Source organism: Siminovitchia jepli, from assembly GCF_047228825.1.
GTDB lineage: Bacteria > Bacillota > Bacilli > Bacillales > Bacillaceae_C > Siminovitchia.
In genome coordinates, this window is sequence record NZ_JBFEGN010000049.1 from 14,020 (window position 1) to 30,311 (window position 16,292).

16 protein-coding genes are annotated in these 16,292 nt (G+C 44.0%); 11 read left to right on the forward strand and 5 right to left on the reverse strand.

Features of this window, described 5'->3' with window-relative positions; genetic code table 11:
• Positions 1-15 precede the first annotated feature (15 nt).
• Genes qoxB through qoxD form a run of 3 tightly spaced genes read left to right on the forward strand, consistent with a single transcriptional unit; the run spans position 16 to position 2,841 of the window.
• Entirely contained in the window at positions 16-1,962 is a 1,947-nt protein-coding gene (gene qoxB, locus AB1L08_RS14845) for a cytochrome aa3 quinol oxidase subunit I (RefSeq protein WP_413065451.1), read from the forward strand.
• Complete coding sequence (gene qoxC / locus AB1L08_RS14850) at positions 1,962-2,558, forward strand: cytochrome aa3 quinol oxidase subunit III (protein WP_413065452.1); 597 nt, start codon at positions 1,962-1,964, stop codon at positions 2,556-2,558. The genes qoxB and qoxC overlap by 1 nt, the downstream gene beginning before the upstream one ends.
• 1 nt (position 2,559) lies before the next feature.
• Positions 2,560-2,841 carry a cytochrome aa3 quinol oxidase subunit IV gene (gene qoxD / locus AB1L08_RS14855; RefSeq protein WP_413065453.1) on the forward strand — a complete coding sequence of 94 codons (282 nt, stop codon included), beginning with the start codon at positions 2,560-2,562 and terminating at the stop codon, positions 2,839-2,841.
• Between the two features lie 425 nt (positions 2,842-3,266).
• Here the strand turns inward: qoxD and AB1L08_RS14860 are convergent, their stop codons facing one another.
• On the reverse strand, positions 3,267-3,548 hold the full coding sequence (locus AB1L08_RS14860; protein WP_413065454.1) for a hypothetical protein: 282 nt from the start codon (positions 3,546-3,548) through the stop codon (positions 3,267-3,269).
• Positions 3,549-3,842: 294 nt separating this feature from the next.
• Between AB1L08_RS14860 and mutM the strand changes: the two genes are divergently transcribed.
• Positions 3,843-4,643 carry a DNA-formamidopyrimidine glycosylase gene (gene mutM / locus AB1L08_RS14865; RefSeq protein WP_413065455.1) on the forward strand — a complete coding sequence of 267 codons (801 nt, stop codon included), beginning with the start codon at positions 3,843-3,845 and terminating at the stop codon, positions 4,641-4,643.
• Positions 4,644-4,661: 18 nt separating this feature from the next.
• Positions 4,662-5,495: a deoxyribonuclease IV gene (locus AB1L08_RS14870; protein ID WP_413065456.1), complete on the forward strand. Its 834-nt coding sequence runs from the start codon at positions 4,662-4,664 to the stop codon at positions 5,493-5,495.
• A gap of 250 nt (positions 5,496-5,745) precedes the next feature.
• Here the strand turns inward: AB1L08_RS14870 and AB1L08_RS14875 are convergent, their stop codons facing one another.
• The gene (locus AB1L08_RS14875; RefSeq protein ID WP_413065457.1) at positions 5,746-7,806 is read right to left on the reverse strand and encodes a catalase; all 2,061 of its coding nucleotides are present in this window, start codon (positions 7,804-7,806) and stop codon (positions 5,746-5,748) included.
• Between the two features lie 229 nt (positions 7,807-8,035).
• Here AB1L08_RS14875 and AB1L08_RS14880 point away from each other — a divergent pair, with 229 nt between their 5' ends.
• Positions 8,036-9,229: an iron-containing alcohol dehydrogenase gene (locus tag AB1L08_RS14880; protein ID WP_413065458.1), complete on the forward strand. Its 1,194-nt coding sequence runs from the start codon at positions 8,036-8,038 to the stop codon at positions 9,227-9,229.
• A gap of 16 nt (positions 9,230-9,245) precedes the next feature.
• Here the strand turns inward: AB1L08_RS14880 and AB1L08_RS14885 are convergent, their stop codons facing one another.
• Positions 9,246-9,830 (reverse strand): beta-class carbonic anhydrase, encoded by a 585-nt coding sequence (locus AB1L08_RS14885; protein ID WP_413065459.1) that lies wholly within the window; start codon positions 9,828-9,830, stop codon positions 9,246-9,248.
• A gap of 284 nt (positions 9,831-10,114) precedes the next feature.
• Here AB1L08_RS14885 and queF point away from each other — a divergent pair, with 284 nt between their 5' ends.
• The 4 genes from queF (at position 10,115) to floT (ending at position 13,484) form a co-directional block, all read left to right on the forward strand.
• Positions 10,115-10,612 carry a preQ(1) synthase gene (queF, locus tag AB1L08_RS14890; RefSeq protein ID WP_413065460.1) on the forward strand — a complete coding sequence of 166 codons (498 nt, stop codon included), beginning with the start codon at positions 10,115-10,117 and terminating at the stop codon, positions 10,610-10,612.
• 19 nt (positions 10,613-10,631) lie between these two features.
• Positions 10,632-11,267 carry a queuosine precursor transporter gene (locus AB1L08_RS14895; RefSeq protein WP_413065461.1) on the forward strand — a complete coding sequence of 212 codons (636 nt, stop codon included), beginning with the start codon at positions 10,632-10,634 and terminating at the stop codon, positions 11,265-11,267.
• Positions 11,268-11,397: 130 nt separating this feature from the next.
• Positions 11,398-11,931 (forward strand): NfeD family protein, encoded by a 534-nt coding sequence (locus tag AB1L08_RS14900; RefSeq protein WP_413065462.1) that lies wholly within the window; start codon positions 11,398-11,400, stop codon positions 11,929-11,931.
• Between the two features lie 14 nt (positions 11,932-11,945).
• Complete coding sequence (floT, locus tag AB1L08_RS14905; RefSeq protein WP_413065463.1) at positions 11,946-13,484, forward strand: flotillin lipid rafts scaffold protein FloT; 1,539 nt, start codon at positions 11,946-11,948, stop codon at positions 13,482-13,484.
• A 69-nt stretch (positions 13,485-13,553) separates the two neighbouring features.
• Here the strand turns inward: floT and mreBH are convergent, their stop codons facing one another.
• The gene (gene mreBH / locus AB1L08_RS14910; protein WP_413065464.1) at positions 13,554-14,561 is read right to left on the reverse strand and encodes a rod-share determining protein MreBH; all 1,008 of its coding nucleotides are present in this window, start codon (positions 14,559-14,561) and stop codon (positions 13,554-13,556) included.
• A 633-nt stretch (positions 14,562-15,194) separates the two neighbouring features.
• Complete coding sequence (locus AB1L08_RS14915) at positions 15,195-15,710, reverse strand: acyl-CoA thioesterase (RefSeq protein ID WP_413065465.1); 516 nt, start codon at positions 15,708-15,710, stop codon at positions 15,195-15,197.
• 210 nt (positions 15,711-15,920) lie between these two features.
• Between AB1L08_RS14915 and AB1L08_RS14920 the strand changes: the two genes are divergently transcribed.
• On the forward strand, positions 15,921-16,121 hold the full coding sequence (locus tag AB1L08_RS14920; RefSeq protein WP_413065466.1) for a hypothetical protein: 201 nt from the start codon (positions 15,921-15,923) through the stop codon (positions 16,119-16,121).
• The last annotated feature ends 171 nt before the right edge of the window (positions 16,122-16,292 follow it).

Genomic DNA, 16,292 nt, shown 5'->3' on the forward strand with positions numbered 1-16,292 from the left:
AGGAGTTATAAAAGGATGAATTATTTTGACCGATTTGCCATCCCTCATCCCAGTCCTGCCATTTATGCATCAATGGTAGCCATTGGTCTTACAGTTATCGCGATTGTCGCCGGCTTAACCTATTTTAAAAAATGGGGCTATTTATGGCGCGAATGGTTAACGACTGTTGACCACAAAAGAATTGGGATTATGTATTTGATCTCTGCTTTGCTTATGCTGTTCCGGGGCGGCGTAGATGCGATTATGATGCGGGCACAAACGGCTGTACCCGACAATACGCTGCTGGATGCGCAGCATTATAATGAAGTTTTTACCACCCATGGGGTAGTCATGATCATTTTCATGGCGATGCCATTTATTTACGCCTTGTTGAACTTCGTTGTTCCGTTGCAAATAGGGGCCCGTGACGTCGCATTCCCGCGCTTGAATGCGTTAAGTTTCTGGCTATTCTTCATGGGTGCCATGTTATTCAATATTTCTTTCGTCATTGGCGGATCTCCTGATTCAGGCTGGACTTCTTATTTTCCGCTCGCGGGAAATGATTTCAGCCAATCGGTCGGAACGAATTATTACATGCTGGCGATTCAGATTGCCGGTATCGGTACATTAATGTCCGGGATTAACTTTATCACGACCATTTTAAAAATGAGGGCACCCGGTATGACGTTAATGAAGATGCCGATGTTTACATGGACCGCTTTTATTACAAACGTCATTGTCGTTTTCGCTTTTCCTGTATTAACGATTGCGCTTTTGCTGGGAACAATGGACCGGCTGTTTGGTTCAAACTTCTTTACAACGACAAACGGCGGTATGGATATGCTTTGGGCCAACCTTTTCTGGGTTTGGGGGCATCCGGAAGTTTATATTTTAATCTTGCCGGCATTTGGTGTATACAGTGAGGTGATCTCTACTTTTGCACGACGTAATCTCTATGGTTATAAGTCGATGGTTGGATCGATCGTGATTATTTCGTTTTTCTCATTTTTGGTCTGGACTCACCATTTCTTTACAATGGGGCAAGGACCGCTGACGAATAGTATTTTCTCCATCACAACCATGGCGATTGCGATCCCGACCGGAATCAAGATCTTCAACTGGATTCTGACGATGTGGAAAGGGAAGATTGAATTCACTGTTCCCATGCTTTATGCAGTCGGTTTCATTCCGATCTTTACGATTGGCGGGGTTACCGGGGTGATGCTCGGTATGGCAAGTGCGGACTATCAGTATCATAATACCATGTTTTTAGTGGCCCACTTTCACTATACCATTATACCTGGAGTCGTATTCGCGATGCTTGCTGGCCTCACTTATTGGTGGCCCAAAATGTTTGGTTTTATGTTGAATGAAAGAATCGGGAAATGGGCGTTCTGGTTTATCGCAATCAGCTTTAACGTCACTTTCTTTCCAATGTTCTTCACCGGTTTGGATGGGCAGGCACGGCGGATGTACACATACTCAGAAGCAACCGGGTTTGGGCAGCTGAATCTGCTCTCATTTATCGGAGCCATTGGGCTTGCCATCGGGTTTGCTTTAATTGTGTACAATGTTTATTACAGCACGCGTTATGCTTCAAGAAATATTAGTTCAGATCCATGGAATGCACGTACGCTTGAATGGGCCACGCACAGCCCGGTGCCGGCCTATAACTTTGCGACGATACCGGAAGTTCATTCCATTGAACCATTCTGGGATCATAAAAAGAAAGGCCACGCGTTATTCAAAGATCGTATTGAAAAAATTCATATGCCAAATAACACCGGCGGCCCGTTTATGATGAGTTGCATTTTCTTTGTATGGGGATTCTCGCTTGTGTTCAGCATGTGGATTCCGGCCATCCTTACAACCATCGGAATCTTCGCTTGCATGGCATACCGTTCATTTGAAAAAGATGATGGTCATTATATTTCTGTCAAGGAAGTAGAAGACACAGAAAAAAAGTTGCGAGGTGCTAGCTGATGAATGTAGATCACTCGCTGCCGCTTGAATACAGTACAGATCAAAATCAACTGAATATTTTAGGTTTCTGGATTTTTCTCGGAGCGGAAATTATGCTCTTTGCAACGCTTTTTGCAACCTATTTTACTCTAGTCGACCGAACAGGAAGCGGGCCTTCCGGAGCAGAGATTTTTGAAATAACACCAGTGCTCATTGAAACATTCGTGCTGTTGACAAGCAGTTTTACGATCGGTCTTGGCGTTCATGCCATGCGTATCGGCCATAAAAAGGCGATGATGACCTTCTTTGCCGTTACACTGCTTTTTGGCCTTACTTTCTTGGGCGTTGAAATTTATGAGTTCATTCACTATGTCCATATTGGGGCGGGCCTGCAAACGAGTGCCTTCACGGCCATCCTGTTAACCACATTAGGTACACATGGAGCACACGTAACACTTGGTTTATTCTGGGGCTTATTCATCATTTTGCAGGTGAAAAATCGGGGATTAACACCAGGAACAGCCAATAAAGCATTCATCTTTTCACTTTACTGGCATTTTCTGGATGTTGTGTGGATCTTTATTTTCAGCTTCGTTTACCTGAAAGGAATGATGTAACATGAGCGAATTATTCCCGCGCAAACAAGTGATGGGCTTTATATTTTCATTGATGCTCACGGCCGTTGCTCTTGCCGTTTACTTCTTTGATCTGTCGTTTGCCGTCGGAATGACAATCCTTTTGGCCACAGCATTCGTGCAAGCTGCCGTCCAGCTTGTTGTCTTTATGCACGCTGGTGAAACGAAAGATAAAGGTTCGATTTATACAAACATCTATTATGCATTTGCCATCGCTTTGGTTACCATCTTCGGTACATTGTTAATTTTGATCTGGGACATGTAAATATCGATTAAAAGGAGTGTCTGAATGGCGCTCCTTTTTCATTGTTGAGGAAATTATAAGATGCTCAGGTTGTGAGTGACTTATTTGTCACCTAATGCTGCGTCCGGCTCCAGCGCCTATCGACTAGCAGACTTCACGCTTAAAGTGCTCCTGCGGCGCAGCTTACTCTAGGAGGCGTAGGCTCACCTCGTCGCAAAGCTGCACGACGCCAACTCAAGGAAGCATCACACGAAGCCTTCTTAAGTAGTAGCTTTCCTACGATAAGTCAACATCGCTCCGCTCCGCGTGTTGTCCGGCTGCGAGTGCCATCGGCTCGAGGTCATAAGCCAATCGCTGCTGAAGGCAAACTACGCCTTCTTCAGCGTTCGTCTTATGCTTGTCGCCGATAAGCAGGCACTCTCCGCCTTTCCTTATCCTTTATCTCGTCAGAAGCGCTCCAGTCTGTACGTCGATAAATAGGCGCTTCCGCCTTTGCTCTTGGAAAATCTAATCCCTTTATCCGTTTTTTTGTCCATCTCTTCAGCCGCTGCAAAAAACACACCGATCAAAAAAATAAAAATAGCCCCCATTACTGTGCCAATCCCTATGCTTGTAGCTACGCTGGTATCGCTTACAAAAAAACCGTACAAGAAAATGGCAATTCCGATTGAAAGAACAATATAGCCAACAGACTTTGCAGCATGTAATATTTTGTATGTAGATTCCATTTGTGTGACTCCCCCTTTTTATTTATTATTCAACCAGTTCACAAATTTGTCAAATGTTTTTTGGGTCTGCCATTAAGAGCCGGATAGGAAATTCTCCTTCTTTTAAATAATGACCCAACAAGTGGCGATAACACTTTGCTGCGATTGCAAGACACCATAAGATAAGCTATAGCTTCAATAAAACCGACTTTCATGATATTCCTTTTTGGCTCCATTTTTTAAAGATTATTCTCATCATTTTTCAATGTTGAGGAATACTGAACATACAGATGTACAAAAGCGGAGGAAAGCATTATGCCCGAATTGCCAGAGATGGAAACGTATAAAACCTTGCTGGAACAATTGATACTGGATAAAACGATCACGGGAGTGGTGATCAATCGGGAGAAATCCATCAATGTCCCTGTGGATCATTTTACCCGCCAAGTGTTGGATCAGAAAATTGAAATCATGGACAGAAGGGCCAAACATTTAATTTTTCACCTGCAAAATGGCTCCTGCCTACTTTTGCATCTGATGCTTGGCGGTTGGCTGTTTTATGGAAAAAAAGAAGATCAACCGGATCGCACGGTACAGGTACAATTATCGTTTGGCGTTCACAATCTTTATTGTATCGGACTGCGCTTAGGTTATCTGCATCTTTTGACACCTGAAATGGTGAAGCAGAAACTTCAAAACATCGGACCGGAGCCGCTGAATCCCAGCTTTTCCCTGGATGCTTTTGAAGCCATCATGAAAAACAGAAGAGGAAGTTTAAAAACCGCACTCATGAATCAGGAAGTCATTGCCGGGATTGGGAACCGTTATTCGGATGAAATTCTTTGGCATGCGCAGCTGCTGCCGGAAAAAAAGATCAATGAGCTGGATCAGGATCAGATCTCCCGCTTATATCATTCAATCCAATTTATCCTGCAGCAGGCGATTGAACATGGCGGTTATATGGGAGAACTGTTTAAGGGGGATAACAAAACAGGCGGCTATAAAATGTACGTTCATGGGCTGGAAGGAAACCCGTGCAGCCGGTGCGGCACCCCTATTATAAAAGTGGAGATTGCCTCTCGCAAAACTTATTTTTGCAGCAATTGTCAGCACTAATACAAGGAGAATGCATAAATGAAATTTGGTTGTCATCTTTCCATCCGGGACGGCTACCTTGGAGCCGCAAAACAAGCCTATGCAATCAATGCATGCGCCTTTCAATACTTTCCGAAGAATCCCCGAAGTTTATCCGTTAAAGACTATAACAAGGAAGATGCGGCATTATGCAAAATATTTTGTGAGGAAAAAGGCATATTGTCTGTCAGTCACTCTCCTTATCCTACCAGTTTGACCCCCCGTCGTGATGAAAAACGTGAGCAAGTAACAAAGTCTTTATTGAATGATCTGGAAATTACCGAGGCATGCGGTTCAATCGGAGTTGTCGTTCATTTCGGCAAGCCTGTCCCTCATTTGCCTGTGCTTGAAAGTTATCAGCTTATGATCGAAATGCTTAATGACATTCTAAGCCGCTGGGAAGGAAAGGCCAAAATCCTGCTGGAAAATAATGCGGGCTTGCCCGGGGCAATGGGAACCACTTTGGAAGAACTGGTACAAATCCGCAAGCTGTGTGAGCATCCGGAAAAAATTGGTTTTTGCTTGGATACATGCCATTCATTTTCCTGCGGATTGTGGGATGGTGAAAATTGGGATGATGTGTTGAAAAAAGGAACAGAGCTAGGTTATTTCGATGAATTGGAGGTCATTCATTTTAATAATTCCAAGTACGTTGCACGCCAGGGAAAAGACCGCCATGCTCCCATTTTTGGAGCTGGCTGTATAACAGAATGTCAATTTGACCAAATCGTAAAAACACCGAAGCTGGCGAACATTCCATTCATTTTGGAAACACCCAAAGAAGAAATGCCGCATGAAAAGGAGATACAGTTATTGCAAGAGAGGTGGGGATGATCCTGCAAACTCGTGTTTCAAAGCAGAAAACAGATCGTATTTTTGGAAATTTGAAAGGGGAGTAAAAAAACGAACTGGGGAGTTTGGATAATTTTAGGCTTTTATAAAACTCTACAATAAAAGATTCCAAGTATTTTATTCCCGTAACATAAAAATCCTTTAGTACAAGTAAACACTTCCTTTTACAAAGATTACTAATGGAAAGAGCATTTTCTCTTTTGACGCGCTCTTTCCATATAACCTGACCATATTATTTTCTATTCCAAAAACGTTGCTGTGCAATGGCGGAGACAAATTCATTTCCAAAGTCAGGGTTGTTTGCAGTATAAATGACCCCGGGAGAAGTACCTATGCCCAGCGCTTGAAAATACGGCTCTGCAGTTGTTGCAACACCAATCGGTTTATAATGTTCGTATGCAACTCTTATGAATTTTTTGATGTTAGACCTGAATTCTGCTTTGGTTTTAGGACTCCCGCCAACAACATAAAGAGAGTCAAGCAGATAAGGACTAGTTGTGAGAAATGTCTCATCAACTTTCAGTTTTTTGCCATCAGCACCTGTGACAGTACCAAGCGTTTCACTTATGATCACAACAAAAACCCCATATTTTTCCAATTCCTTGAGCGCATTGGTTACCTCATTGCCGTTAAAACCATTGCCGATCAGTACACCTACTTTTTGTGTATAAGCATATTTGGGTGTATTGTATTGGCTAAGAGAAGGGTAACTTGTCGAAACAGGTACATGGGTTCCGCTTGGGCGATCGACACCAATGTTATCAGCAACAATGCAAGCCATTTCCTTATCTACATTGACCAACAAATTAACGTTTTGCTGGCGAACGGATTCGCTTTTTACTTTTCCTAGTTGATAGCTGAATGCTTCAATTGTGTGCTGCTTTTCAATAGGTGTCATACTATTCCAAAATATTCTCGGTTGAGAAAAGTAATCCTTGAACGATTCGCTTCTGGCTCTGATTTTGTAACCATCTACTCTCTCCGGATAATCTTTATAGCCGCCTTCTTCCGGGGGCACCGTGTATGGCGTGTTATTTGCCAGCGAATTTTCATGATAGTTTACCTGATCAACATCGATTCGCTGTCTCATATAGCCTCGGCGCTGATTATTATGAAACGGGCAAAGTGGCTTGTTAATTGGTAACTCAACGTAATTGGCACTGCCAAGTCGATGTTGTTGTGCATCTCTATACGCCATTAACCTTCCCTGCAAGACAGGATCATTGGAAAAATCAATTCCCGGAACGACATTTGCAGGGTTAAATGCGACTTGTTCAGACTCCGTAAAGTAATTATCAATGTTTCGATTTAATGTCAGCTTACCAATCATTTGAACAGGGATGAGCTCTTCCGGCCAAAATTTCGCAGGATCCAGAATATCAAAATCATATTTGAATTCATCCTCCATCGGAATGAGCTGAACACCTAATTCGTATTCGGGATAAGCACCATGGTCAATGGCCTCCCTGAGATCCTTTCTGTGAAAGTCGGGGTCGAGTCCGCCGATTTTCAGTGCCTCATCCTGAAGCAGGGAATGGACGCCAAGGACAGGCTTCCAAACATACCTCATAAAGGTTGCTACTCCTTGCTCGTTCACAAACAGGTACGTATTAATCGACCACGATTCCATCATTCGATAGCTTCTTAAAATGCCCCGATCGGACATAATCCATTGCACCATATGAAGTGCTTCAGGATTATTGGCTACATAATCCCAAAATCTGTCATGTGCGCCGGTAGCCGTTGGTATATCATCATCCTGCTTGGATTGGTACGCATGCATTGCATCAGGGAACTTCATCGCGTCTTGATTAATTAATACAGGCATGGCAATCGTAGTCAGATCGACATTTCCTTCTTCTGTATAAAGTTTAACGCCTTTACAGCGCAAATCCCTTGCTGTATCGTAGGATCCTTTAGGTCCTTGTACTGTAGAAAAACGGACAGTTACTGGCGTCTTTTTACCCGCTTCCTGTAAAAAGCACGCTTTTGTCACATGTTTCATGGATTGATAAGATTCGAACTCTCCATGCGCACTGTACCCTCTTGCATGAACCACTCTTTCCGGTATCTCTTCATGGACAAAATGCGACATTTTTTCAAAAAACTCATAGTCTTGGCGTAATGCAGGACCACGCACGCCGGCTTTTAATTGATCCTGATCTTGTGATCTTTTTTTCCCTTCCTGTGTCGTCATTGGCTTCCCAGTGTTTTTTACACGGTACTGATCCAATTGCTCCTGTTTAGCATCTGTGTTAGTAGGCTTTTTGTCTCTTGATGATTTCTTAGCCATGTAATCACCGCCCTAATGTAAGAGATATTCTTTCCCTTAATATACCTATGAAATTTTCCATACCTTAGAACATATCCTTATTTGAGTGTTGCTTTAGAGAGGACCTAAGGCAGATTGATTGAGTGTGCCGGCTTTGAATGGGGATATACGTTCCCGTCATAAATTTTTATAGTATAATCTTATAGGAGGATATTTAAAATCTCGTAAATTTATCCGGGGAGGAAGGTCCATGAACGCATATGCAAGATTTGCCACGCCGCCTTTCATTGTATATGGAAGCCATTCTTTTGAAAAAGTGGGTGAACTTACAGCAGCGAAGGGGAAAAAAGCGCTTCTTGTCAGTGACAGAATCATGGAGAGGCTCGGAAATGTGGAAAAATGTCTGTATTATTTGAAATCTGAAGGAATTACCTGCGTTTTATATCTCGGCGTCGCCTCTGAACCAACTGATCGTTATGTTTCTGAAGCGGTTGAGGTATTTAAGAAAAACCAATGTGATGCGGTGATCTCTCTTGGGGGAGGAAGCTGCATCGATACAGCAAAAGCGGTGGCGGTTTTGGCGGCAAACGGGGGCTACATTGGGGATTACATGGGTGGAAAGAAGCTTGTAAAAAATGCGCCAATACCCCATATCGCCATTCCGACGACTGCCGGTACGGGCTCGGAAGCAACAGATGTAACAGTGATTACGAATACATCCAACGATGTTAAAATGATGATTAAACAGCCGGCATTCATGCCTGCATGTGCCATTATCGACCCTGTGCTGACAATGTCATCACCGAAAAATGTAACCGCCGCAACAGGGATCGATGCTTTAAGCCATGCCATTGAAGCGTATTTATCGAAAAAGGCGCATCCGATGACAGATATGTATGCTTTGTCGGCAATGAAACTCATTGTGGAAAATATCGAAACTGCTTATGACGAAGGGGACAACATGGCTGCGCGCGAAAAAATGTCCTTGGGCTCTTTACAGGCGGGGATCGCTTTTTCCAATGCATCTGTCTGCCTTGTCCATGGAATGTCCAGGCCGATCGGGGCCTTGTTCCATGTTCCCCACGGCATCTCCAATGCGATGCTTCTTCCGGCCGTTTTGGAATTCAGCAAGAATGCCTGCATCGACAGGCTGGCCGAGTTGGGGAGAATTTTTGAAGGGAAAAATGGCTTATCCAATGAGGAGGCGGCAGAAGCCGCGGTCGTATCGGCAAAAAGTCTGTGTGCCAAACTCAACATTCCCAACCTGAAAGGCTGGGGAATAGAGGAGGATGCCTTCAAACAGTCCTTGGGCAAAATGGCAAAGGATGCCATTGACAGCGGCAGTCCTGCGAATAACCCAAGGGTGCCAAGTATCGAAGAATTAGTTGAACTTTATATGGTTTGTTACGACTATTCGTTTGCAGCCAGGGAAATCAGCCGTTAAGGGCTGATTTGGACCCTTATGTCGGCTGATTGTTTTTTACATTTTCGTAACCATTGACGACTAAATCAAGCTTCCCTGTTGCCGGATCAATCACGAGGCCGTGGACGGGGATATCATTTGCCATCAATGGATGATTTCGGATCATATTGACGCTGTGTTCAACGCTTTCTTCAACGCTGTCAAAGCCTGTAAGCCATTCGTCCAGATCAATTCCGGCGTTTTGGACAATGTCCAGTGTTTCTTGTTTAATGCCGCGAAGTTTCATCTTTTCCAGCACTTGATCACTTTCTATGGCACTCATGCCGCAGTCATGATGGCCGATCACGTAAACTTCATCCGCTTTTAATTCATAAACGGCAATCAGCAGGCTCCGCATAATACTTCCAAACGGATGAGTGAGAATGGCTCCGGCGTTTTTGACGACTTTTACGTCACCGTTCTTCATATTCATGGCCTTATGGAGCAATTCAACGAGCCGTGTGTCCATGCATGTTAAAATGACCAGTTTTTTATCCGGAAATTTTGTCGTTGTATAGGCTTCATATAGCTTTTCTTCGGTAAACGTTTTGTTGTATTCAAGAATTTCATTTAATAAGGACATGCTGATCTTCCCTCCCAAAAGCAGAATTGAATTGGTTAATAATTTATTTTACAGAAGTTGGCCGTGAAAAAAAAGTTTGAAGCCCGGCCTCGGGAGGTTGACGTTCCATTTTTCATTCTGTATGATGATGGAGAAACAAAATAGCCCTTTTTCGGGGAGAGGTTCATAGCATTAACCCTCTATAAAAAACTATGGCTTACAAAAATTGCCATATCAAAAGATATGGTTTTATTTTTTGCCCATATTTTGAACCTCCTCCAAAAGGCATTCAGGGAGGTTTTTTTATGCCGGGAAGACAGGAAGACAGTTTAAAGGATTTGAAGCTTTTGGGAAACAAGCAGACGGAATATTTATTCCGGTATTCGCCGCAAGTATTGGAGGCGATCGATAATTTGCATGTAAACCGGGATTATTTTATTAAATTTAATTGTCCCGAGTTTACATCGCTTTGCCCCCAGACAAACCAACCGGACTTTGCAACGATCTACATCAGTTATATTCCGGATAAAAAAATCGTGGAAAGCAAGTCTTTGAAACTGTATTTGTTCAGTTTCCGAAACCATGGGGATTTTCATGAAGACTGCGTCAATATCATGATGAATGATTTGATTGATTTGCTTGCTCCCAGGTATATAGAGGTATGGGGCAAATTTACGCCAAGAGGCGGACTTTCTATAGATCCGTACTGCAATTATGGAAAGCCGGGGACAAAATATGAACAAATGGCCGAATACCGTTTGATGAATCACGATATGTATCCCGAAAAAGTGGATAACCGCTAAGAAAACAGGAGGAATATTTTTGCTTTATTATTTAAACGGGGCGTTTGTCGGCCTGCTCATTTTGTCCAATATATTAGCGGTAAAGCTGGTGAGTATTGGAAATTGGGTGGTTCTGCCGGCAGCTGTTATGATCTATATTTTTACTTATCCGATTACGGATACGATTACGGAAGTGTATGGTAAGGAAGCGGCGAAAAAAACAGTTGCGGCGGGGCTCATTACGCAAGTTTTGGCGGTTTTTTTTATATATGCAGCCATCAAGCTTCCTCCCGCACCCTTTTATGAAAAGCAAGCGGAATTTCAAACGATTTTTAGCGCGGGATTCCGTGTGACGATTGCCAGTTTGGTTTCCTTTTTCATCAGCCAAAACTTGGATGTCGCATTGTTTTACAAATTGAAAAAACGGCACGGGCAAAAAAAGCTTTGGATTCGCAACAATGTATCAACGATGGCAAGCCAGCTGGTGGACACAACCATTTTTATTACGATTGCCTTTTACGGGACAATGCCTGGTGCTGCCTTGGCCGGGCTTATTTTGACCCAGTATTCGTTTAAATTCGTGGCGGCGATTTTTGATACACCTCTCGTTTATTTGCTTGTCAACTTATGTAGGCAAGAGTTTCAAAGAAATTCCTCTGTCCATAAGCTTTCGTAGGCATGCATCAAAATATTTGCGAAAAATGAAACGAATCGCTGGCCAATTGCGTATATAGATTTATCGGTAAGATAGAAAAGGTGGGATGTCCGAAAACAAATAAATATCCATAAAAAAGGAATGATTGCCGATGACTCTTTTTGGTATGCCGATCGAAACGATTTATTTAATATTATTAATCGTTTCAGGAAGTTTAAGCATTTTGTATTTACTATTTGGAGATGTTCTGGAGGGAATTGGCGAAGTTTCACCTTTTCTCCACCCTGTCCTCATCTTTGCTTTTATCACTTTTTTCTCGGCGGGGGGATATATTCTCGAAAAGATCACGCCTCTTAACAGCCTGCTCATTATTGGAATTGCCGCTGTTGCCGCCCTGCTTTTGGCTACCCTTCTAAACGTATTTGTACTCATCCCATTATCTTCTGCGGAACAATCGTTAAGTTATACGGAACAATCATTGGAGGGAAGAATCGGGAAAACGATCATTCCCATACCGGAAGAAGGATACGGGGAAGTGATCATCGACAGTTACAGCGGAAATATCTCCAAGCCTGCGGCCAGCTTTGAGGGCGCTGCCGCAATTCCGGAAGGAACAGAAGTACTTGTAGTTGAAGTAAAGAATGGCGTCTTATATGTTGTTCCTTACAAGAAAAATTTTTCATAAAGGGGGAATGAAGTATGGCAGTTGGAATTTGGATTGTTGTCGGTATTGTCGTTTTTGTACTGATTGCCTTGCTTGCTATCATCATCACCAAATATCGGACGGCGGGACCGGACGAGGCTTTGATTGTAACGGGAAGTTACTTGGGAGGGAAAAATGTCCATGTCGATGATGCGGGCAATAAAATCAAAATCATTCGCGGCGGCGGGGCTTTTATACTCCCTGTTTTTCAACAGGCCCAACCGTTAAGCCTTTTATCGAGCAAGCTTGAGGTAACGACACCGGAGGTATATACAGAGCAAGGCGTACCGGTCATGGCGGATGGAACGGCGATCATTAAAATCGGCGGCTCCATAAGCGAGATCGCAACAGCTGCTGAACAATTTTTGGGAAAAACGAAAGAAGAGCGGGAAAATGAAGCGAAAGAAGTATTGGAAGGACATCTCCGCTCCATCCTCGGTTCCATGACAGTGGAGGAAATTTATAAAAATCGGGACAAATTTTCGCAGGAAGTGCAGCGGGTTGCCTCCCAAGATTTGGCCAAAATGGGACTTATCATCGTCTCATTCACCATAAAAGAAGTTCGCGATAAAAACGGGTATTTGGATTCACTCGGAAAACCCCGGATCGCCCAGGTGAAACGGGATGCGGATATTGCAACGGCCGAAGCTGAAAAAGAAACCCGGATTAAGCGGGCGGAAGCAGCTAAAGAAGCGAAAAAAGCGGAACTTGAAAGGGCGACGGAAATCGCGGAAGCCGAAAAAATCAACCAATTGAAAATGGCGGAGTTTCGGCGCGAGCAAGATACTGCCAAGGCGAATGCCGATCAAGCGTATGATCTCGAATCTGCCCGCTCCAAGCAAAAAGTAACCGAACAGGAAATGCAAATCAAAATTATTGAACGTCAAAAGCAAATAGAATTGGAAGAAAAAGAAATTTTAAGACGCGAGCGTCAGTACGATTCTGAAGTGAAGAAAAAAGCAGATGCGGATCGCTATGCAGTTGAACAGGGCGCGACAGCAGAAAAAATGAGGCAAATTGCTGAAGCGGATGCCCATCAATATCGGGTGGAAGCCACAGCGAAAGCAGAAGCTGAACGCGTTCGCTTGGATGGAATGGCAAAAGCGGATGCTGAGCGGGCGAAAGGGGAGACAGAAGCCGAAGTGATCCGCCTGAAAGGGATTTCCGAAGCGGAAGCGAAACGCAAAGTGGCGGAAGCCTTCGAACAATACGGGCAGGCAGCAGTTCTCGATATGGTTCTGAAAATGCTTCCTGAATATGCCAAACAAGTCGCTGCCCCACTCGGGAATATAGACAAAATTACCGTCGTCGATACAGGTGCAGGCGGTGATGGCGGTGCGAATAAAGTGAGCGGATACGCCACAAATCTGATGGCGACGATGCAGGAGTCGCTGAAAGCTTCTTCAGGGATCGATGTGAAGGAACTGTTGGAAAATCTTTCCGGTAAAAATACGCGTAACAGCCTGGCCGGGGGGACATATGATTTGAAAGGCACGAAAGAAGAAATGAAAGCAACTCAAGGCGAGACTGTATAACATAAAGAAACCATGGCACGGAATGAAGATTCCGTCCATGGTTGTTTCCTAATTTCATAGAGTTATTACTTATTTTCCAACCGTTTGCAATTTATGAATAAATCGCAAGGCCCGGCCTGTTCCGACAGCCACCGATTCCAGGGGGTTCGGGGCAATATGGACGGGAACGATAATCTCTCCGCTAAGCCATTCCTGCAAGCCGTTTAAAAGGGCTCCACCCCCGGATAAAACAACCCCGTGGTCCACGATATCTCCGCTCAATTCTGCCGGGCAATTTTCCAGCGTGGCCCGGATCGCTTCCAAAATATGAAGCAATGATTCTTTTAGCGCTTCCTGAATCTCTGTAGACGTGAGCGTAATCGTTTTTGGCAGGCCTGTAACGAGGTCGCGCCCGCGTACTTCCATTGTTTTTTCAGGATGATCAACAAGTGCGTAGCCAATTTCAATTTTAATATTTTCCGCAGTCCGTTCGCCGATGAGCAAATTATATCCTTTACGAACATGCTGGATGATATTTTCATTAAATTGGTCGCCGCCGATGCGGACCGTGTTGCAGTTAACGACGCCGCCGTACGAAATGATCGCCACTTCCGTCGTACCCCCGCCGATATCAACTATCACGTTTGCGACAGGCTCTTCAACCGGAAGATCCGCCCCGATAGCTGCAGCGACAGGCTCTTCGATCAAATGAACGTTTTTTGCTCCGCAAGATTTTACCGCATCATGGATGGCTCGCCTTTCCACAGAAGTGGCCCCTGAAGGTGTACAAACAACGACATCCGGCTTTCTAATCGCAAATCCCGACGCCTTACCGGCTTTTTTCATGACATGCTTCAGCATTTGGCTCGTAATATCAAAATCTGCTATAACGCCATCGCGCAACGGCCGCACAGCAATGATGTTTGCAGGGGTTTTTCCGATCATGTCCTTTGCCTCAGAACCTACCGCTATCACTTGCTTCGTATCCGCATTGACCGCAACGACAGAAGGTTCATTTAAAATGATTCCCTTATTTTTTGTATACACCAGCACGTTCGCCGTACCCAGATCGATTCCGATTTCTGTATTTGAGAACATATGTACCACCTTGCCTTTTTTATTAAAAGTCCATACTTTGCATAATAAAAGTATAATCAATTTGGTACAATAATTGTTGTTACATATTATGGGAAAGCGGGTTTGTAACAGAAGAAACAGACCGTGGAGGTCAACTGGCGTTGAATTTTAGCGGTTTATGGAACATTTTCCTGACGCTTGTTATTAAAATTTAACCAATTTGTAATCAGAAAAGGCAAGCGCCTTGCCCAGGACGGGCAAATAAGGCGAAACACGCAGGAGACCTCTAGCTCGGGGGGCCAGGCACTGGCGTCCTCTGGCGCCAGCGGTACTAGCACGTCCTGTGCGTCGGCAGGCTCATGCAGCGACGTCCTGTCGCTTCGCCTGCACTAGCACATCCTGTGCGTCGGAGCGAGACACAGAAAAGCTTCTTTTGAAGAAAAACTTTCTTAGCAAGTTATATTTTCTCTACTAATAAGAAAAGCGAGAGAGCTTGCCCGGGACCGGTAGGGCCGGAGAGAGCAAGTCCCGAACAGGTGTTAAGACCGGAACATTTCCCAACTGCACGGGAATCAAAATATTTGCACGAAAATTGAATGTTATGCACGATATTTAAGATATAGAGGCATGCACACACGTATGGGGATTCTGTCCTCATAATACAATCTTTGAGAAGAACTCCGCTAATTCTTTACTCTCTTTTTTTCTTGTTTTTCGATGGGCGGCCCTCGTTTGGGCTGTTTCATGAAGCCAGCGTTCTTCTTCAGAGTCGGGTACTGCTTTTGGAACAGGGGTCGGGTTACCGTTTTCATCCAAGGCAACGAAAGTCAGAAAGGAGAAGGCAGCAATGGACTTTTCTCCCGATAATAAATTTTCGGAAACGACTTTGACAAACACTTCCATCGAAGTGCGGCCGCTCCAGGTCACAATCGCTTCCAGCGTAACAGCATCCCCAATGCGAATGGGCTTTAAAAAATCCACTGAATCAGTTGAAACCGTCACGACCGGCTTCCTGGCAAATTTTGTAGCCGCAATAGAGGCCACGTCATCAATGTCAGACATTAATTTTCCTCCGAACAAATTGCCGTAATGATTCGTATCAGGCGGTGATACATGGCTTGTTTTGATTGTGATTGTTTCTCTCATTTTTTTTCTGGGCTGTTCAACCATCATATTCACCTCTAAGGTTTCAAAACTGATTCATATTATATCATTGACTCCCTTAAATAAAACAATGATTTGGGGAAAAAATACAAAAAGAGGTTTAAGGATACAAGAATAAGGGTATGGTTCAACATGCTTTACACTTTTATGAGCCAAGGGCGTCTCTTGTCACTTTTGATTGAATGAATCAATTTATGGATAGGGGGAGATGTCAAGTTGGACAAGCCGGCAAAAAGAGTCAGGTATAATCCGGACGGCACTTTGCTTATCAGGCGTTGGGATGATAAGTTGGTTGTGAAGAGAAAGCCAGAATCTGCCGCAGACAATACGGGATACAGAGCTTTACACTTTCATGTTCAAGAAGATACGAAAGAAGACTACGGATACAATTGGGAAACGGAATTGGACTATTATTAACGAAAAAACCGGGCAGCTTGTGCCCGGTTTTTCATGGCGATTGGTTGGTTGCAGCCGATTCTCTGCTCGCCTACAGCGAGCAGAGAATCGCTGCATACCCGCGGATACCGAAAAATACCCGCGGATACCGAAAAATACCCGCGGATACCGAAAAATACCCGCGGATACCGA